Here is a 19213-nt window from a genome sequence, read left to right on the forward strand (position 1 = left end):
CGACTCCCCCTTATTCGTTCTCTATTCGTTTTGCCTCTTCCCATAGTGCATCGAGCTCTTTTAAAGAAAGATCTTTCATTTCTTTCTCCATACTAGCAACCTTTGCTTCCATGTATAAAAAACGACTCATAAATTTTTCATTTGTTTTATGAAGCGCTTCTTCTGGATTGATTTTATAGTAGCGGGCAATATTTACAAATGCAAATACTAAGTCACCAAATTCCGCTAACATCTTCTCTTCATCCATAGCTGTCACTTCACGTTGAAATTCTTCCCATTCTTCTCCTACTTTTTCCATCATTGGCTCGACATCATCCCAATCAAAACCAACCTTTGCTGCTTCTTTTTGAATTTCATAAGCGCGCATTAGCTGAGGTAAACTTTTAGGAATGCCTGATAAAATAGACTCTTTTATATTTCCTTTTTCCTGTTTTTTAATTTCTTCCCAATTCACAACAACATCAGCAGCAGTCTCTACACTAACATCTCCGAACACATGAGGATGACGACGTACCATTTTTTCAGACAACGTACGAATTACATCATCAATTGAGAACCAACCTTCATCTTCGCCAATTTGTGCATGAAGCATAACTTGTAAGAGAACATCACCAAGCTCTTCAACAAGATGATCATCATCTTCCTCATCAATAGCCTCTAACACTTCATATGCTTCTTCAATTAAATATTTCTTTAACGATTGATGCGTTTGTTTTTTATCCCACGGACATCCATTTGGTCCACGCAACTCTGCAATAATATTTCGCAATACATCAAATTGTTGGTATAACGATTGGCGATTTAACACAGGCGGCACGTACACACTCGTTAAATTGTTAAGTTCTGCCTCATGATCTAATAAATAAAGCGGTACTTTTTTCACTTGTTCAAATGATGTTCCAGCTGCGGTTACAATATATACTTCATAATCATCTGGAAGCATTTCCATTAACGTTAGTTTGACTTCAGATGCTATAAACGCATCGTACACTTGGCAGAAAATCAAGTGCTGACGAAGTTCTAATTGTCCTCGCTCGAACGACGTTGCATCAATCAACTGAAACCCTTCAATCGGGTCGATTTTCAAACTTGCAAACATTGGATCTAAAAAGCTTTGTCCACCTTCGATACGCACATCAATATTCTCTTTTTCTCCTTTTTGCAGCAAAAGTTGTACAGTACGCTCTGCCACAAGCGGATGCCCTGGAACTGCATATAAAATATCAGTATCCTTAGCTTTTTCAATCAATGTGTTAGAAATTGTTTCATACACTTCATCAAATGTATCATACGTTTCGTATACGGCATCAAAAGATGTATATAATACACCTTCTTTCTCGAGTTCCATTATAACTGGATGCTCTTTTGTTCGAACGTACATATGTGCCGCTTCTTTTACTTTGCGATATACGCCCATTGTAAGCTGATCTAATTCACCAGCCCCTAATCCTAAAATCGTAATTGTTCGTTTCATAAAATCCACCTCTATCCACTCTTCTTCAACGAAGTTTGTACTTTTTCATGTTTCATAACTGATCCAAGTTCCTGCGCTGTAAATACACGGAACTTTAAAATAAGAAATACATATAGTAGGCCACCGACACCGATACCGAGCAGCGCTTGAATCATTGCGATACCTCTATGTTCATCGGTAGCTTGTAACCCCAGCCAATCAAACATATACATAAATCCAGCGAGCACTAACACCATACTTAAAGCTCCAATTGTCATACCTACAATGGACTTTCTCTGCATAAGCGACTCATTAACAACTCGAATCAGCAACATGCTATTCAGTAATGCAATGCACATCAATGCAGCCACAGTTGCAATCGCTGCACCGATTGCACCAAAATGCGGCATGAGTATACAATTGAGTAATAATTTCACACATGCACCAATTACAACAAATAAAGCTGGCTTTACCGTTTGTCCCAATCCTTGCAAAATAGATGCCGTTGTAATTGCGAGCGAACTAAACAAGATAGAGATAGATAAAACCCCTAGCACATCGGAGCCGGCGCTATTCTCAAATAGCATAATATTCGCAGGCCGAATGATACTCGCGAGTCCTAATGATGCAGCAAGTCCAATCACAAATGTAATTTTCATTGCTAGCTGTACTTTTTCGCGAATAAATACATAATCTCCTCTCTCTTTTGCCGCTGTAATCATCGGAATTAAAGAAAGGGAAAACGATGTTGTCACGACTGTCCCGAGCTGCATAAGAGGAATGCCACGATCGTATATACCTTTTAGCATTTTTGCTATTTCTACCGACTCTCCGTTCTGAACAAGTAAACTATAAAATGAAACAGAATCCGCCATTTGCATAAAAATTAAAACTAAATTACTAATACAAATAGCAATTCCTTGCCAAAACAATGTACGAATAATGACCTTTTTATTACGAATCGCTTTAAAACTTTGCAAAAAAATAGCACGAAAATCTTTTCGCAAATAAAAAAACAATACAATTACACCGATCAAGCCACCTGCTATAGAACCAAACATAGCGCCTGCTCCCACCGTATATAAATCAAATCCTTTTGTTATAAGGAATAATGATAGAAATACAATAATGGATACACGAATCGTTTGTTCTATTACTTGCGATACAGCTGTCGGCACCATATTTCCAAATCCTTGAAAATAACCACGTGCTACAGAAAGAAATGGCATTAATAAAAAAGAAAATGCAATCGTACGAATTAACTTGTCCAAATGAGCATCTCCCATTAAAGATGCAATTGTATGTGCCCCAAAAAACAATACAATAAACCCAATGCTTCCGATAGCTAATAAAAACCAAAAAGAAATACATATAATGGACTCTGCTTCTTTTCGTTCTCCTCGTTCTAAACGCTCTGCAATCATTTTTGAAATTATGATTGGGAAACCATATGTCGCTAAAATTAAACAAAACCCGTAAAACGGGTAAATTTGCTGATAAATGTAAAAGCCAATGTCACCAGCTATATTTTGATATGGAATACGGTAAAAAGCGCTTAATACTTTTGTAACAAAGCTCGCAATTGTTAATATAATCGCTCCGCGCCAAAAAGCGTGGTACTTCTTCGTCTCCATGACCATACAATCTCCCTTTTTTCTATACTCATCCTACGTATTATATCACAAAGAAAAAAGCGGTCTTCGACTTTGAATACTATCACGTAAAAAAGGTAGCAAAATGCTACCTTTACACAAATATATAATTTCATTTCAACAGGCGGTATGTTAAGGTGTATCGCAAAGCACGACCGCCTGCACGAGCCCAATTTGCGGGCTAACCATGAGTAAGAAGAACGTCACTTTATCCCGCATTAACGGGCAGTAAGACCCCACCTCAAGATTCGGAGAAAAGCAAAGAAGATAGGTAGGGGATAACTGCCCATAAAAGCCCGATTGGTTCAACTAACCATCAGTGGGGGATGAAGAAAATCCCCACTGATGGAAGTTTCACTTTATTGCTCCATCTGTTTTGCTAAGAAGCTTGCTGCTGTATCAACAGCTTTGTGTTCTACATCACTAATGATGGCTTCTTTTGAAAAAATGATAACAGCTCCAATCGGGTCACCATTTGCGATAATTGGACCAATTGTATAAGATTGTATCTTCTCCGTTACTCCATCGATAATGGAAATTTCGCTTTCATCTGTCATTACGACTGATTTGCGTTCTTCCATTGCTTTCTCAATTAGATCTCCAACACTTTTATTTAAGTATTCTTTTTTTGACACGCCAGCGACAGCAATAATTGAATCACGGTCGCAAACAAGCACGTTATGTCCTAAACTATCATATATAGCATCTGCATATTCTTTAGCAAAATCACTTAATTCGCTAATCGGAGAATATTTCTTTAAAATAACTTCTCCATCGCGATCAACAAAAATCTCTAACGGGTCGCCTTCCCGAATACGGAGAGTTCTGCGAATTTCTTTCGGGATAACAACCCTTCCTAAATCATCAATTCGACGTACAATTCCAGTTGCTTTCATTCTAATGCTGCCTCACTTTCTACTGATGATAAAAGTCGTGATTTTACCTGTTCATGTAAAAATCACCAACTATTAAGCATAGTATTTTACACATTAGTTCTTCTATACACGCCGAATTGTATTTTTTACCCTAATTTAGGCATTTATCTCTTCTTTTTTCACATCTTTTAAGCCTTTTAGTAAATTTTCGGCAATTGTGAGCCACTTCGATGTTTCTATTTCACGAACGTTCATCACAATTTTCAAACGAGAACCTTCCATACCAAGACCAATCATACGTCCAAAACTGCTGCCAAGCATAAATAATTTTCCGCCATCAATATTTTGACTAGCCTTTTCAGAAAATAACATCGTAACTTCTTGTTTCGTTTGTTTAATTAACTCAATTTTCTCTTGCATTGCTAACACTTTAATATTTGCAATTTGCAGTAAGTATCCGACTTCTTGCGGATAATCGCCGAAGCGATCAATCATCTCTTCTTGTAATTCCTCAATATCCTCAATAGTAGAAACGCCCCTAAATTGCTTATACATCATAATTTTTTGTTTACTATCGGAAATATACGCATCCGGTAAGTATGCATCTACTTCAAGGTCAATTTCAATATCAAGCGCTTGCTCTTCCATGTTCGTACCTCTACGCTGCTCGATTGCATCTTTTAACATTTGTGAATATAAATCAAAACCAACAGAATCAATAAAGCCATGCTGCTCTGCACCTAATAGATTACCAGCCCCGCGAATAGATAAATCGCGCATTGCAATTTTAAACCCAGACCCGAGCTCCGTAAATTCTTTAATGGCTTGCAAACGTTTTTCTGCAACCTCAGATAGCACTTTATCGCGTTTATAAGTGAAATATGCATAGGCAACGCGATTTGAGCGTCCTACTCGACCACGCAATTGATACAACTGCGATAAACCCATACGATCTGCATCAAATACGATTAATGTATTTACATTCGGAATATCAACACCTGTTTCAATAATCGTTGTACTTACAAGTACATCATGTTGCCCCTCTAAGAAGGAAAGCATAACAGATTCTAATTCACTTTCATTCATCTTTCCATGCGCAAAGGTTACCCGCGCATCAGGAACAAGCATTGAAATTTCATCTGCTTTTCGCTCAATATCTTCAACACGATTATATAAAAAGTATATTTGACCACCTCGTGCAAGCTCACGTTCAATTGCCTCGCGCATTAACGCCGGATTATATTCCACAACGTACGTCTGCACTGGGAAACGATTTTCTGGCGGTGTTTCAATAACAGATAAATCGCGAACACCTAACATAGACATATGAAGTGTACGTGGAATTGGCGTTGCTGTTAATGTTAGTACATCAATATTGGCTTTTAGTTGCTTAATTTTTTCTTTATGTGTCACACCAAACCGTTGTTCTTCATCAATAATAAGTAGTCCTAAGTCTTTATATATGACATCTTTCGATAAAAGGCGATGTGTGCCGATAACAATATCAACGGTACCATCTTTTAATCCTTTAATCGTTTCATTTTGCTGTTTTCTCGTACGGAAGCGACTTAATAACCCAATATTAATTGGATAATCTTGAAAACGCTCTCGAATTGTTTCATAATGTTGCTGCGCTAAAATTGTCGTTGGTACTAAAATCGCAACTTGTTTTTCATCCATAATTGCTTTAAAAGCAGCACGAATTGCCACTTCTGTTTTTCCATATCCAACGTCACCGCAAAGTAGGCGATCCATCGGACGACCGCGCTCCATATCCTTTTTAATTTCTGTAATTGAGCGTAGCTGATCTTCTGTTTCTTGATAAGGGAAAGACAATTCAAATTCCTGTTGTTCAGAAGTATCCGGAGTAAAGGCGTATCCTTTTGAAGCCTCACGCTCTGCATACAATTTAATTAAATCATCTGCAATATCTTGGACAGATTTTTCTACCTTTGTCTTAACTTTCTTCCAATCATTTCCACCAAGTTTATAGATTTTCGGATCTTTCCCTTCAGATCCTACATACTTCTGCACTTGGTCAATTTGCTCAATTGGGACGTATAATTTATCGTTTCCTTGATATTTGATATGCAAATAATCTTTATGAACACCATTAATCTCTAGCGTTTCAATCCCTAAAAATTTACCAATACCATGGTTTACGTGAACAACATAATCACCAACTTTTAGTTCAGAGTAGCTTTTAATTCTCTCTGCATTCGAAAGTTTTTGCTTACGCTGTGATTTTTTTACCTTTTTATTAAATAATTCTTTTTCAGTAATAATCGCAAGCTTTTGCATCGGCATTTCAAAACCTGCATGTAGGTCACCTACCGCAATCTGGACACGTCCCGGAAGCAATACATCCGTTCCCTCAATAATATCTGCTTCAATATCATAATCATTTAAAATATGTTGCAATTTCTTCGTTCGCTCTTCATTTGCGCCTAGTACAACCGTTGTAAAATGACTTTTCGTCCATCTATCAATTTCTGTTTTTAATAAATTCATTTGACCATGAAAGTCTTGCATTGTTTTACATGTTAAATTCATAATATTTTGCGGATGTGTATGCGGAATATGGCGTAAAAATAAATTTAAGTATAAGAAACTTCGTTTTTTATGGTGCAAAAATTGTGCAAAATTATGAGAAAAAGATAAATCTTGAACAATTGCACCTTCCCCAAGAAGCGATATATACCATTCTGCTTCTTCTGTTTCTAAATGATCCGCTGTTTCTTGAATTCGAGAAACCTCATCTAGAATAACAACACCATTTTCCGGTAAATATTCTATTAGACTAGCAGGTTCATTATAAAATAAGGATAAATATTTAAACATCTGCTCGATGGTCTGTCCATTTTTCAATAATTCTAGCTCATATGTTACTGTTTCTAATATCGTCGTTTTTAATTTCTCATCGGATACTTTTTTTAATGTATTAGCTAAGCTTGATTCTAACTTCTGCACACCAAGTACGAGTTCTTCTTTAGAAAATACAAATTCCGTGGCAGGGCCAAATGATACGCTTTCTATCTTCTCTTGCGAACGCTGCTCTTCTACAGTAAAGGAACGAATAGAATCTACTTCTGTATCAAAAAACTCAATACGAATTGGCAGTTCTTCCGTTAATGGATAGATATCTAATATCCCACCGCGAACACTAAATTCTCCAGGTGCCTCTACCATAGATTTACGTTCATATCCCATGGTCGTTAACACATGAAGCAATTCATCAAGATCAATTTCTTGCCCCATGTTTAATTCAATTTGCTGTTTCTTCCACATCTCTTTTGTTGGTAGAAAACGACGTAAACCTGCAACAGGAGCCACAATAATTCCCTTTTCCCCAGCTGCTAAGCGGTTCAATACTTCAATGCGCTGCGCCTTCAGTTCTGGACTTGCAACACCGATTTCTGATGCAATCGATTCATTGACAGGATATAACCAAACATTCTGCTCTCCAATTAATGAAACTAAATCTTCATATACTTTTTGCGCTTGATATAAATTATGTGTTATGACAAGCTGTGACTGCTGTGTTTTTTTATATAAACTAGCCATTAACAATGAACGAGAAGACGTTGCCATCCCCGAGATAAGCTGTTCTTTTAATCCTTCTTGTAACCCATCTATAATCGTTCCTATTTCTTTATTTTCGTAAAACTGCTCTAGTAAACCTATCATTTTTCAAGACTCCTCTCAACATAAAGAGCAAGCTATTATATTTTATGCAAATATTTTGGAAAAAGAAAACAGAAAAATGCTTTGGACAAGCCAAAGCGAAAACATTGCATCCCATCCTCTATAAGCAATAAGCCTTCCATCTCCATATTTAGAAAAAAGGAGGATAGAAGTTTACCTATAATCGTTCAACTAACTATCAGTGGGAAAAACATACTCTGATAGAAATTTCATTTTTATTGTAAGAACAGTTCATATTCATAGTACTCAGGATAGGATGCGAGCGTTTTTTGACACGATTCACAAATTGTTTTTATATATATATTTCCGTTTTCATCAAAATGAATCATTTCTAATCGCTCTTGCTCTGTTAGTTGACCCAATACAAAGCCATATACTTTTTCTGCTGCAATACTACCTATCTTACATCCACAATGTCTGCAGTGATAATGTCCGTCCATAAATTCCTCCTAGCCGTACAATTACTACTATTATGGATATAAGTACAAGAAAATATTCCATTTCCAAAACGTTAGTTATTAAAAGTATTCATAACTTGTAAAAATGGAGTTTTCAGCCATTCTTCACATGCACCTGCACTTTTTTCAATTGCTCGCTCTACCTCTGGCATCTCATCTACTGTAAAACGACCTAAAACATAATCGACTACCTTCATCCCATTTTTAGGACGATCGATCCCCATACGAATACGTTGAAATTCCTGTGTCCCTAAATGTGCAATTGTTGATTTTACACCATTATGACCACCAGCACTACCTTTCATACGAAGACGTAATTTCCCAACCGGAATATCTAAATCATCGTACATCACTACAAAATCTTCAATATCAATTTTATAGTAATCCATAAGTGGACGAATACTTTCTCCAGATAAATTCATATATGTAAGGGGCTTTAATAAAATAACTTTTTCTCCATTCACAAAACCCGCACCAAATAACCCTTTAAATTTCTGTTCATTTAACGGTATATTCCAACGTTTAGACAATTCATCGATAGCCATGAACCCAATGTTATGCCTTGTTAATTCATATTCTCTCCCTGGGTTACCAAGTCCTACTATTAATTTCATTGTAACACCACTTTCTTTTTTCGATACGAAAAGACGTAACCAAAATTGGTTACGTCTCATTCTATCCAATTAATTAAATAGTACACTTACAGATTCTTCTTCGTAAACACGAATAATTGCTTCTCCAATTAATGGAGCAACAGAAAGTTCTTGTACTTTATCAATTTTCTTCTCTTCTGGTAATACGATAGAGTTTGTTACAACTAACTCTTTAATGTTTGAATTTTGAATACGTTCAATTGCTGGACCAGATAAAACTGGATGTGTACAGCAAGCATATACTTCAGAAGCACCGTTCTCTACAAGAGCGTTTGCTGCTAATGTAATTGTACCAGCTGTATCAATGATGTCATCAATTAAAATTGCTGTTTTACCTTCGATATTACCTACGATATTCATTACTTCTGCTACGTTTGGACGCGGACGGCGTTTATCGATAATAGCGATTGGTGCTTTTAAACGATCTGCCATTTTTCTCGCGCGCGTTACACCACCGTGGTCAGGAGATACAATTACGATATCCTTAAGACCTTTCTTCTCAAAATAATCAGAAAGAATAGGTACACCCATTAAATGGTCGATTGGAATATCAAAGAATCCTTGAATTTGTGGAGCATGTAAATCTAGAGTAATTACACGGGTAGCACCCGCTGTTTCAAGTAAGTTTGCAACAAGCTTCGCTGTAATCGGCTCACGAGAACGCGCTTTACGATCTTGACGTGCATAGCCATAGTAAGGAATAACAATGTTAATTGTTTTCGCAGATGCACGTTTTAACGCATCAATCATAATAAGCAATTCCATAATATGCTCGTTTACTGGGAAGCTTGTAGATTGGATGATAAATACATCGCAACCACGAATACTTTCTTCAATGTTAATTTGAATTTCTCCATCACTAAAACGTGCAACAGAACATTTTCCTAATTCTACTCCAATGTGCTTTGCAATTTGCTCAGCGAGCGCCTTGTTAGAGTTTAAAGAAAACACTTTCAAATTAGAATTTAGATATTGATTCGACATCTAGATTAACCCTCCACATTATGATTTTTTCTTGTTCAGCAATTGAGAAACATAGTCTTCTTTGTTAACTTGACGTGCACGTGCAATTGATAATGCTTTTGATGGAACATGCTCTGTAATTGTAGAACCTGCCGCAACATAAGCACCATCTTCAACTGTTACAGGAGCAACAAGGTTTGAATTACAACCAATAAATACGCCATCTCCGATAACCGTTTTAAATTTATTCTTGCCATCGTAGTTCACCGTAATTGAACCACACCCAAGATTCACGTCTTCTCCAACTTGTGCATCCCCGATATAACTTAAGTGTGAAGCTTTACTTCTATTACCAAAGACAGTCTTTTTAATTTCTACGAAGTTTCCAACACGTACTTCATTACCAATAACAGATTGCGGACGGATATGAGCGAACGGCCCAATTGCAACATCAATACCAATCTTACTATCATGAACTGTAGATTGGCGAATTGTTGTATTATCTCCCACTTCACTATCACGGATTACTGTATGCGGTCCAACTTCACAATTTGACCCAATAACAGTATAACCTTCAATAATTGTCCCCGGATAAATAACCGTATCATTACCGATTTTTGCATCGACAGAAATATACGTGTTGTTCGGATCAATAATTGTAACACCATTCACCATGTGTTTACGGTTAATACGTTTTTTCATAATGTCTTCCGCTTGCGATAGAGCGACTCTGTCGTTAACTCCTAACGTTTCATCAAAATGCTCCGTTTGATAGGCAGATACAATATGACCTTCATTTTTCAAAATCTCAATTACATCTGGAAGGTAATATTCCCCTTGCACATTTTCATTAGAAACTTTAGAAAGAGAAGCAAATAGCGCTTTATTATCAAAACAATACGTACCTGTATTAATTTCTTTAATAGCTCGTTCTTCTTCGTTTGCATCTTTATGTTCGACAATTTTTTCAACGTGACCATTTTCATTACGAACAATTCGTCCATAACCAGCAGGTTCCTCAATGCAGGCTGTTAGTACCGTTGCCTTTGCACCTGCTTCTCCATGCTGTTTTAACAAAGCTTCCATTGTTTCCGCTGTAATAAGAGGCGTATCACCACAAATTACTAATGTTGTTCCTTCTTCATTACCCAGTGCATCAGCTGCTTGCATAACGGCATGTGCTGTTCCTAGCTGCTCTGTTTGTAATGCAAATTCACTTGCACTTCCTAATTGATCTTGTACCTTTTCAGCGCCGTGTCCAACAACCGTAACAAGCTTCTGTACTTCTAGCTGAGAGACTTGATCAACTACATGCTGTACCATCGGTTTCCCACATACAGGATGAAGCACTTTGTATAGACTTGACTTCATACGCGTACCTTTTCCTGCAGCAAGGATCACTGCAAATCTTTTTGACATATAGACCCTCCATCGCAACCTATTTATCCATTAAAGATATTATCTTAAATAATTATATATTTCAAGAAACACTGCATAACTATTAAATTTTACCATAACTTTTATGTAATGTTTTAGTATTTAGTATCTTTTTTTATGAAATAAGCTATACTATTTCTTTTTAAGGGGAGATTGAAGAAGAAAGTATATAAAGGGAAGCTTCCATCGTCGGGAGTCTTACTACCCGCGAATAGTGGGATAAACAAAAACAAACTCCCGTAAATACTTACAGGAGTTTGCCAAAATTATAGAGCCCTTATTATAGAGCTCTTCTTCTTCGAATTTTACGAAGCTCCAGCTTCTTCAAACTCAACTTCTTCTAACTCGCCTAAACGGTGATACTCAGTTAAAACCGCATCTTGAATTTTAGAACGAGTATTAGAATTAATTGGATGAGCAATATCACGGAACTCTCCATCTGGAGTACGTTTACTTGGCATTGCTACAAATAACCCATTATTGCCATCAATTACACGAATATCATGAACAACAAACTCATGGTCTAGTGTAATAGAAGCAATCGCTCTCATGCGGCCTTCTGTGTTTACGCGGCGTAATCTTACGTCAGTCACTTCCATCTTGTGTTCACCACCCTTTTTCTAAATAAGCGATATATTTCTATAAATTCCACAAATTTTCTATTTTTCCTTCAATTTTTTAAAAATTTTTAAGATAAAAATTTTTATTTTAATTGAATATAAAAATAAACGGACGTTGTCGCTTACAAATTCTTACTTCACAAGGGCAATGACTTCAATTTCAACCGATACATCTTTCGGTAATTTTGCTACCTGTACACAAGAACGTGCTGGTTTATGTACAGAAAAATATGTACTATATACTTCATTTACCGCATCAAAATCATTCATATCTTTTAAAAATACAGTTGTTTTTACAACTGTTTCAAACGATGCTCCAGCTTCTGTTAATACTGCCTGTAAATTTCGAAACACTTGCTCTGTTTGTTCCTTTACATCTCCAGTCAAAAGTTCACCAGCTACTGTTAAAGGAATTTGTCCAGAACTGTAAAACATATTATTTACAATCATACCTTGTGAATATGGGCCGATCGCCTGTGGTGCTTCATTTGTTTGAACTACTTTCATCGTTTTTCACCCTTTAATATTTTTTATCCCACTTTCGTAAACTACTCCCCATAGGGGAACTGCAGTTTTAGCAGGCGGTAAGCCCCCCAGAATTGGGAGCCTACCGTCTACTAAAACCCATCGATTGCAATCGATCAAGAATCCCCAGAATAAAAAAATTAGGTGAGAGCTTATTATCAATAAGAATGAACTATCCTTATTGATAATAGTTTCACTTTACAAAAAAAGATAAAGCAGTTGCTTTATCTTTTCTCTACTCTAGCGAACAACATCTTCGTTAAATCAATCTATTGAGAAGGTTGTTTCTTCCGCTACTCGCAACCCGATTGGTAAGAACTTTTCATCAGTGAGGGCTAAAAACCCTCTACTGATGAAAGTTTCACTTTATCTTACTCAGTTTCTCCAATCATGTCAGCAAACGGACTTAAAGAGTAATTTCCTTTTTCCACTTGAATCGTCTTTTCTTTCACATCTACTTCAGACAAACGAATTAACGAAACAAAGTCATCAACAAGTCTTTCCTCAATATCACTTGATTCCACTAAAACACCAATACCTACTACATTTGCATTAAATTCCTCAAGCATGCTCATCATACCTTGCACAGTTCCGCCAGCTTTCATAAAATCATCGATGATTAATACATTTGCGCCTTCTGGAAGGCTGCGCTTTGCTAATGTCATCGTTTGAATACGCTTAGAAGAACCTGATACATAATTAATACTTACTGTTGGGCCTTCTGTTACTTTATTATCTTTTCTAGCAATCACAACCGGAACATCTAAGTAATTGGCTACTGCATATGCCAAGGGAATCCCTTTCGTTGCAACTGTCATAACAGCATCAATTGGCTGTCTCGCAAATACAGAAGCAAAGAGTCGCCCTGCGCCATTAATATAGCGTGGGTTACTTAAAAGGTCCGTCATATATAAATAACCGCCTGGAAGAATACGATCAGGATTCTCAAATAATTTGCAAAGCTCATTAATAATTTGCGTTGCTTCCTCCTGGCTTATATATGGGATATATTTCACTCCTCCTGCTGCACCTGGTACCGTTTGTAATGTGCCGACTCCTTGTTGTTCAAACGTTTGTTTAATAATGACTAAATCTTCACTAATAGAAGATTTAGCAGATTGATACCGTTGAGCAAAAAAAGTGAGAGAAACTAACTGACGAGGATTCTGAAGCAAATAATAAGTCATATCGACCAACCTTGTACTTCGTCTGATTTTCACGCTCTCACCTCAAATTACGAATATTTTAAACAAATCATAACTTATTATACGTCTTTATTCAAGACTTTCTCGTTCTCCTAATAAACGTACTGCATATACTTGATCACAAAATCCTTTTAATCCGTTATAAATACGGTGCATGCGTGAATCATGACGAACTAGACCAAAAACCGTTGGCCCACTACCACTCATTAAAACTGCATCTGCACCAAAACGTTTCATCTGTGCTTTAATATGTGCAACTTCAGGATGCATTGAAAATGTTACATCTTCTAATACATTACCGACTGTATGACAAATTCCTTCGTAGTCACCATTTTGAATCACTTCCACCATACGATCTACATTTGGGTGTGTTACACGATCTAATCGTAAATTTCCATATACATCCGCTGTTGATACACCAATATGTGGCTTTGCCAAAATAACCCAGAAAGAAGGCGGTGTCTTAATATGTTCAATTTTCTCTCCACGGCCTGTTGCAATGGCAGTCCCACCATATACACAAAATGATACATCTGATCCAATTTCGGCACCTAATTCTGCAAGTTCATCAATTGTAAGTCCAAGATTCCATAATTTATTCAAACCTCGTAATGCTGCAGCCGCATCGCTGCTTCCACCTGCTAGTCCCGCTGCAACTGGAATCGTTTTTTCAATTGCAATGGATACTCCTCTTTTTACTTGAAAGCGTTCCTTTAACAGCTTTGCCGCTTGATAAGCTAAATTTCTTTGGTCGTCTGGGACATAGCGATTATGAGATACGATTTCAATCCGGTCTTCAGATAAATCTGTTAGTTCTAACCGATCTGCTAAATCAATTGTTGTCATAATCATTTTAACTTCATGATAACCGTCCGGCCTTTTTCCTAGTACATCTAACGACAAATTAATTTTTGCTGGTGCTTTAACTAGTAGCTTCAATCTATTCACCTACTCTATGTACTCAATCTTTTATCGTTTATTTTACCATAAATTTATAGTAGAACGATGACACTTCCCTAATTATAACGAAAAGCATCAAGAATGAAACTACTTATACCACTTTTTCGCGTGCAAAAAGCCGAGGAGCATCTCCTCGGCCACCGTAGCATAGAAGTATCTTACCGTTACTGGTTTTGTTTCATCAATTGCTGCTCTGCAATTTCAATTGCACGCTTGACCATGTTACCAGCATCTTTCGCACGAATTCCGCCCCATCCCTCTTTTTGCACAACATCATAAAATCCAAGTTCTTTCGCAAGCTCTTCTTTAAATTGATTTGACATGACTCCTCTTCGTCTACTCAATGCAAGCCCCCCTTTATAGCTACGGTACATTTAGTATGTGACACTGCCACTTTCTTCAATTCCGGAAAATATATGTAATCAAACAAAGACCATTTTTAAACAGACTGTTCCCCTAACATGACCTCATTATCTTGCGCATCATAAAATGTAAGCTCAACTGTTTCTGTTAATACGTCTGCATAACTGTAAGAAACACGCTGAAATGTATCTTCTTGTTGGTCAAGTTGAACTACAAAAACAGAACGGTATGTTTCTGCTAACACACCAGATCGTTCTATCGTTTTTCTTCGTCCACTATTCGCTTTTAGCATAAGCCTCTGACCAAGATGATGGTCCAGTGCACTTTTGATTTCGTCTAAACGTTTCGACATATCGTGCTACACCTCGCTGTAATTGGGATGGAAAGTATAAAAATATAAATCATATATGTATAGTCTGTACGTTCTTATACTTTTTTATCCAAATTTCCAAAAGCAAGCATATGAAAAGCAAGGCAAATGCTTACCTTGCTCACTCGTCATAATATTGAAAAGGCAATCCCGTTCGCAAAATCCCTTTCGTTTCAATTCCGCCAAGCCCCTTCTCACCAGTTACTGTATTGCGTATGACATCCCATACATTGACCCGTTCCATAAAAGAAGTAAAGCTCACTTTTGCTACAACATATACCGGATCTAACGCATGAATATTAATACGAGACGGCGAACTTGCAAAATTGGCTCCGGCTCGAATAAGGGCTTCAAAATGCGATTGACACGCCCCAGCAAAAATAACAGGATGATCTAATGAGGGGTACTTCTTTCGTACTGTACGTACAGCCTGTACAAAGTGCTTAGAATGACGATAAGCTGCTAAATCTCCCATTTCCCCTTTTGACTTTGTATAGGCATCATGCCCAGTAATTACTAAGATATCAGGACGAACATGTTCAATTAAATCTAGAACCTTCTCGTGCATCTCTGTTTCTTTACAATGAATACCCTGTACTGGCACACCGATTTTCGTATATAAATCTAAACATTTTCTTAAATATAAAGGATCCCCGTCAAGGTGAAGCACTTTTCCTGGCATTTGAAAGTAATTTACTTCATTTGTATAACCACCTGTTGATTGATATTCATTACGTTGCCTCATTAATACGTAATCCTGTTGGAATAAACGATATGTCTTTTCCATTGTTTCTCGTTCCTGCTTTACCCTTTTCGTATAATCCCGTTGATCAACAAGAACTAAATCTTCTATTGGTGCATCTGCTACGAGCCGAAATTCTTCCCCAAACAAAATTGCTATCGTATCTTTTATTTCTGTTACTCGAAAAAGAAGATCGCGCTGATAAGACTTTCTCTCCACTAAATCTCCAACGTGTACAGCCATTCTTCTACCTCCAAACTCGTAGGGACATATAACTCACTACGTTCTTTTGTAGCCTATGAACTTATAGAAAAAAGGGTGACAAAAAAGGCAGCTCAGAACGAGCTACCTTTTACATTTTATATGAAAATAAAGCGTTACTTAGCTTTGCAAACTCTTCAATTGATAATGTTTCTCCTCTTCGTTTCGGATCAATTTCAACTTCTGCTAATATACGCTCAAGTAATATTTTATCCTTTGGAAAACCATTTAAGTTATTAGATAAGTTATTCATTAATGTTTTACGTCGCTGCGCAAAGCTAGCTCTCACCACTTCAAAGAAGAATGTTTCATCCTTTACCTCTACAAGTGGCTTTGGACGTCTTAATAAACGAATAACTGCTGAATCTACATTTGGCTGTGGTACAAATACTGTACGCGGAACCGTCATCACTGTTTCAGGTTCTGTATAATATTGAATGGCAATTGATAATGAACCATAATCTTTTGTTCCTGGACGAGCTGCTAAACGATCAGCTACTTCTTTTTGCATCATGACCACAAAACCACGCACTGGTAATTGCTCTTCTAATAACTTAAATAAAATTGGCGTTGTTACATAGTATGGCAAGTTTGCTACTACCATTACATCTTGGACCTCTTCAAAACGCTCTTGAAATACTTCATTTACATCAGCTTTTAAGATGTCCTTATTGATTACCGTTACGTTATTATAAGGCGCTAATGTCTCTTCCAAAATAGGTAAAAGACGTTGATCAATTTCAAACGCTACAACTTTCTTAGCGCGTTTTGCCAATTGCTCTGTTAACGCTCCAATACCAGGCCCAATCTCAATTGCCCCACTCTCAGATCCAATTTCTGCGTAATCCACAATACGATTTAACACATTTGTATCAATTAAAAAGTTTTGCCCTAAACTCTTTTTAAATGAAAATCCATACTTTTCAACAATATCTTTCGTCCGATTTGGTGTTGCGATATCTTTCATTTCTTTTCCTCCTGTAATACTTGCTCATACGCTTTTGCAAAATCCTGCTTTGAAATCTGGAACATTTGCAAACGTTTATGTAACTGTTTTGCATTTGTATAACCGATCTTTAATAGCTTACCCATTCGTTCTCTGCGACTTTTTGCTTTTTCTCCGCCAACGAGTCCGGCTTCTACTAAGTCAATCCAATCAATTTCGCTCGTGTATGCTTCCATCTCCCCGTGTAAATTTTCTAAAGCACGTCGAATAGATTCATTAGAAGCATGCTCAATTCCCACACCCTTCTTCCGCTTCGCTAATGCTTCTTCTTTCGGTAAGAAGGCGTGTTTACACCCTGGTACTTTCTCAGAAATAATTTTACGAATACGCTCTCCTGGGTAATCGGGATCTGTAAAAATAATCACACCTCGTGTTTGCTGCGCCAATTTCACCTGTTCAATAACATGATCTCCAATCGCTGAACCGTTCGTTTCAATTGTATCTGCATCTACTGCATGCTTAACGGCAACCGTATCATCCTTACCTTCTACAACAATTATTTCTTTAATCTTCATAACTTCCTCCACACTCATTTCACATCTCTAATTAGTAAAACAAAAAAACGCCTACTTTTCCATTATTATTTTCCTATTAATACAATTTAAAAAGCAGAGGAGAAAAAATCCCTCTGCTTACAATATTATTGTAACACTTTAATTTTCACCTGTTTTCTTCCCCAAGAGTATGCTTGTGATTCCGTTGGCATAAGAACATCGATACGATTTCCTTTAATCGCTCCGCCCGTATCACCAGCAACTGCATATCCGTATCCTTCTACCCATACCCTTGTTCCGAGCGGAATAACGCTTGGATCTACTGCAATTAATTTCATATTGGGATTTGCCATATAATTATAGCCTCCTGCACTTACACCTTCGCAGCCCCCACAGTACGGAGAATATGCTGTTGCTTGTACATAAAATTCTTTGACAGCTACACCTTCTTCACCATCTGAAGTATGCTCTTCTTCTTTTTTTGTACCAACAGCTACAATACGATTTTTCACTTCTTGCACCACTTCTTCTTTCTGTAAGTCTCTTGAGACTTCATTTCCGTCCTCTTTTACAACTTCAAATATTTTCTTCCTTTTTCCTTCTATTCCCTCTTGAATCACTTTTTCAGTTCCCGTTAAGAGTGAAGAATCTTCTTGTCTTACTTCCGTAAAGGGAATTGGTTCTTCCACTGCATCGCTGACTTTTTCTACTCGAGTTACCTTGACCTTCATATTTCGTTGCATCACTTCCTGCAAAGCGGGTTCCACTTTATCTATTTCACTTAGTGACACTTGTCGTTCTTTCAAAAAGTCAGCGACAGTAGTCGAAGTTGACCATACTTGCTGCTCTTGACCGCTAACAGTTAACGTAACCGGGAATGCTTTTTGAATCATGACTTTTTTCGTACCCTCTAAATCTGTATGCAAACTAGGATATATTTTATCATGTTCATTAATTTCAATATGTTCTTCTACTAACAAATCTTTTACTGTCTTTGCTGTTGATTGTACTTGTTTCTCTTTCCCATCGACCATAATCATAAATGGCCTTGCTTTTTCTACATTCACCTTCATTTCACCCTTAATGTTTGTAGAAAGTGCTGGATATATATGATCTTTTTCTGTTACTTGAATCCCCTCGTCTTGTAACAATTCGCTTACAGTATTTGCATGCGTATAAATTTCTTGTTTCTTTCCATCTACTTCAATAATAATTTTATCCGTTGTCCCTGCATAAGCTACGGTCCCAACAGACCCTGAAATGATTAATGCACTCGTAAATTTTACTGCTAATTTTTTGCTCGCTTCTAACCTGGATAATAAATTCCTTGCATTTACAATCACAATAAAGTGCCCCCTTTGTCCCTGTCTAGATCAGAATTACTGAATCTCATTCTCCTACTATTTCAAGTAGTATTACTCATCTGAAGGTAAACATAGGTGAAGGAAGAAAAAGTGAGAGGAGGGATTCC

At 37.1% G+C, this 19213-nt stretch carries 18 protein-coding genes; all 18 read right to left on the reverse strand.

Features of this window, described 5'->3' with window-relative positions; genetic code table 11:
• Positions 1–10: 10 nt before the first annotated feature.
• Complete coding sequence (gene mazG, locus ACTDJC_RS21735) at positions 11–1474, reverse strand: nucleoside triphosphate pyrophosphohydrolase (protein ID WP_440604664.1); 1464 nt, start codon at positions 1472–1474, stop codon at positions 11–13.
• A gap of 11 nt (positions 1475–1485) precedes the next feature.
• Positions 1486–3087, reverse strand: a complete 1602-nt coding sequence (locus ACTDJC_RS21740; RefSeq protein WP_098304976.1) for a putative polysaccharide biosynthesis protein — start codon at positions 3085–3087, stop codon at positions 1486–1488.
• Positions 3088–3464: 377 nt separating this feature from the next.
• Entirely contained in the window at positions 3465–4001 is a 537-nt protein-coding gene (gene spoVT / locus ACTDJC_RS21745; RefSeq protein WP_098304978.1) for a stage V sporulation protein T, read from the reverse strand.
• 135 nt (positions 4002–4136) lie between these two features.
• Positions 4137–7667, reverse strand: coding sequence for a transcription-repair coupling factor (mfd, locus tag ACTDJC_RS21750; RefSeq protein WP_440604665.1), 3531 nt, complete (start codon positions 7665–7667; stop codon positions 4137–4139).
• 233 nt (positions 7668–7900) lie between these two features.
• Positions 7901–8125 carry an anti-sigma-F factor Fin family protein gene (locus ACTDJC_RS21755; protein ID WP_098304982.1) on the reverse strand — a complete coding sequence of 75 codons (225 nt, stop codon included), beginning with the start codon at positions 8123–8125 and terminating at the stop codon, positions 7901–7903.
• Positions 8126–8196: 71 nt separating this feature from the next.
• Complete coding sequence (gene pth / locus ACTDJC_RS21760) at positions 8197–8757, reverse strand: aminoacyl-tRNA hydrolase (RefSeq protein WP_098304984.1); 561 nt, start codon at positions 8755–8757, stop codon at positions 8197–8199.
• A 69-nt stretch (positions 8758–8826) separates the two neighbouring features.
• Entirely contained in the window at positions 8827–9780 is a 954-nt protein-coding gene (locus ACTDJC_RS21765) for a ribose-phosphate diphosphokinase (protein ID WP_098304986.1), read from the reverse strand.
• Between the two features lie 18 nt (positions 9781–9798).
• Positions 9799–11178 (reverse strand): bifunctional UDP-N-acetylglucosamine diphosphorylase/glucosamine-1-phosphate N-acetyltransferase GlmU, encoded by a 1380-nt coding sequence (gene glmU / locus ACTDJC_RS21770; RefSeq protein ID WP_440604666.1) that lies wholly within the window; start codon positions 11176–11178, stop codon positions 9799–9801.
• A 323-nt stretch (positions 11179–11501) separates the two neighbouring features.
• A complete protein-coding gene (gene spoVG / locus ACTDJC_RS21775) occupies positions 11502–11795 on the reverse strand; it encodes a septation regulator SpoVG (RefSeq protein ID WP_000454042.1) in 294 nt (97 codons plus the stop codon).
• Positions 11796–11948: 153 nt separating this feature from the next.
• Positions 11949–12323, reverse strand: a complete 375-nt coding sequence (locus ACTDJC_RS21780) for a RidA family protein (RefSeq protein WP_098304990.1) — start codon at positions 12321–12323, stop codon at positions 11949–11951.
• A 389-nt stretch (positions 12324–12712) separates the two neighbouring features.
• Positions 12713–13561 (reverse strand): pur operon repressor, encoded by an 849-nt coding sequence (gene purR / locus ACTDJC_RS21785; RefSeq protein ID WP_440604667.1) that lies wholly within the window; start codon positions 13559–13561, stop codon positions 12713–12715.
• 54 nt (positions 13562–13615) lie between these two features.
• The gene (gene ispE / locus ACTDJC_RS21790; RefSeq protein ID WP_141524939.1) at positions 13616–14485 is read right to left on the reverse strand and encodes a 4-(cytidine 5'-diphospho)-2-C-methyl-D-erythritol kinase; all 870 of its coding nucleotides are present in this window, start codon (positions 14483–14485) and stop codon (positions 13616–13618) included.
• A 185-nt stretch (positions 14486–14670) separates the two neighbouring features.
• On the reverse strand, positions 14671–14850 hold the full coding sequence (gene sspF / locus ACTDJC_RS21795; protein ID WP_001985066.1) for an acid-soluble spore protein SspF: 180 nt from the start codon (positions 14848–14850) through the stop codon (positions 14671–14673).
• A gap of 95 nt (positions 14851–14945) precedes the next feature.
• On the reverse strand, positions 14946–15221 hold the full coding sequence (veg, locus tag ACTDJC_RS21800; RefSeq protein ID WP_098304996.1) for a biofilm formation stimulator Veg: 276 nt from the start codon (positions 15219–15221) through the stop codon (positions 14946–14948).
• A gap of 139 nt (positions 15222–15360) precedes the next feature.
• The gene (gene yabG / locus ACTDJC_RS21805; protein WP_098304998.1) at positions 15361–16224 is read right to left on the reverse strand and encodes a sporulation peptidase YabG; all 864 of its coding nucleotides are present in this window, start codon (positions 16222–16224) and stop codon (positions 15361–15363) included.
• 109 nt (positions 16225–16333) lie between these two features.
• A complete protein-coding gene (rsmA, locus tag ACTDJC_RS21810; RefSeq protein ID WP_098305000.1) occupies positions 16334–17209 on the reverse strand; it encodes a 16S rRNA (adenine(1518)-N(6)/adenine(1519)-N(6))-dimethyltransferase RsmA in 876 nt (291 codons plus the stop codon).
• Positions 17206–17763 carry a ribonuclease M5 gene (gene rnmV, locus ACTDJC_RS21815; protein WP_440604668.1) on the reverse strand — a complete coding sequence of 186 codons (558 nt, stop codon included), beginning with the start codon at positions 17761–17763 and terminating at the stop codon, positions 17206–17208. Before rnmV ends, rsmA begins: the two co-directional genes overlap by 4 nt.
• Positions 17764–17888: 125 nt before the next feature.
• A complete protein-coding gene (locus ACTDJC_RS21820; RefSeq protein ID WP_440604669.1) occupies positions 17889–19085 on the reverse strand; it encodes a ubiquitin-like domain-containing protein in 1197 nt (398 codons plus the stop codon).
• Positions 19086–19213 lie beyond the last annotated feature (128 nt).

The organism is Bacillus sp. GB_SG_008 (assembly GCF_052038115.1).
Taxonomy (GTDB): domain Bacteria; phylum Bacillota; class Bacilli; order Bacillales; family Bacillaceae_G; genus Bacillus_A; species Bacillus_A rhizoplanae.

Excerpts from the sequence above, each read along its gene's own strand:
- mazG (WP_440604664.1), bottom strand. The coding sequence starts at position 1,474 with ATGAAACGAACAATTACGATTTTAGGATTAGGGGCTGGTGAATTAGAT.
- ACTDJC_RS21740 (WP_098304976.1), bottom strand. The coding sequence starts at position 3,087 with ATGGAGACGAAGAAGTACCACGCTTTTTGGCGCGGAGCGATTATATTA.
- spoVT (WP_098304978.1), bottom strand. The coding sequence starts at position 4,001 with ATGAAAGCAACTGGAATTGTACGTCGAATTGATGATTTAGGAAGGGTT.
- mfd (WP_440604665.1), bottom strand. The coding sequence starts at position 7,667 with ATGATAGGTTTACTAGAGCAGTTTTACGAAAATAAAGAAATAGGAACG.
- ACTDJC_RS21755 (WP_098304982.1), bottom strand. The coding sequence starts at position 8,125 with ATGGACGGACATTATCACTGCAGACATTGTGGATGTAAGATAGGTAGT.
- pth (WP_098304984.1), bottom strand. The coding sequence starts at position 8,757 with ATGAAATTAATAGTAGGACTTGGTAACCCAGGGAGAGAATATGAATTA.
- ACTDJC_RS21765 (WP_098304986.1), bottom strand. The coding sequence starts at position 9,780 with ATGTCGAATCAATATCTAAATTCTAATTTGAAAGTGTTTTCTTTAAAC.
- glmU (WP_440604666.1), bottom strand. The coding sequence starts at position 11,178 with ATGTCAAAAAGATTTGCAGTGATCCTTGCTGCAGGAAAAGGTACGCGT.
- spoVG (WP_000454042.1), bottom strand. The coding sequence starts at position 11,795 with ATGGAAGTGACTGACGTAAGATTACGCCGCGTAAACACAGAAGGCCGC.
- ACTDJC_RS21780 (WP_098304990.1), bottom strand. The coding sequence starts at position 12,323 with ATGAAAGTAGTTCAAACAAATGAAGCACCACAGGCGATCGGCCCATAT.
- veg (WP_098304996.1), bottom strand. The coding sequence starts at position 15,221 with ATGTCGAAACGTTTAGACGAAATCAAAAGTGCACTGGACCATCATCTT.
- yabG (WP_098304998.1), bottom strand. The coding sequence starts at position 16,224 with ATGGCTGTACACGTTGGAGATTTAGTGGAGAGAAAGTCTTATCAGCGC.
- rsmA (WP_098305000.1), bottom strand. The coding sequence starts at position 17,209 with ATGAAAGATATCGCAACACCAAATCGGACGAAAGATATTGTTGAAAAG.
- rnmV (WP_440604668.1), bottom strand. The coding sequence starts at position 17,763 with ATGAAGATTAAAGAAATAATTGTTGTAGAAGGTAAGGATGATACGGTT.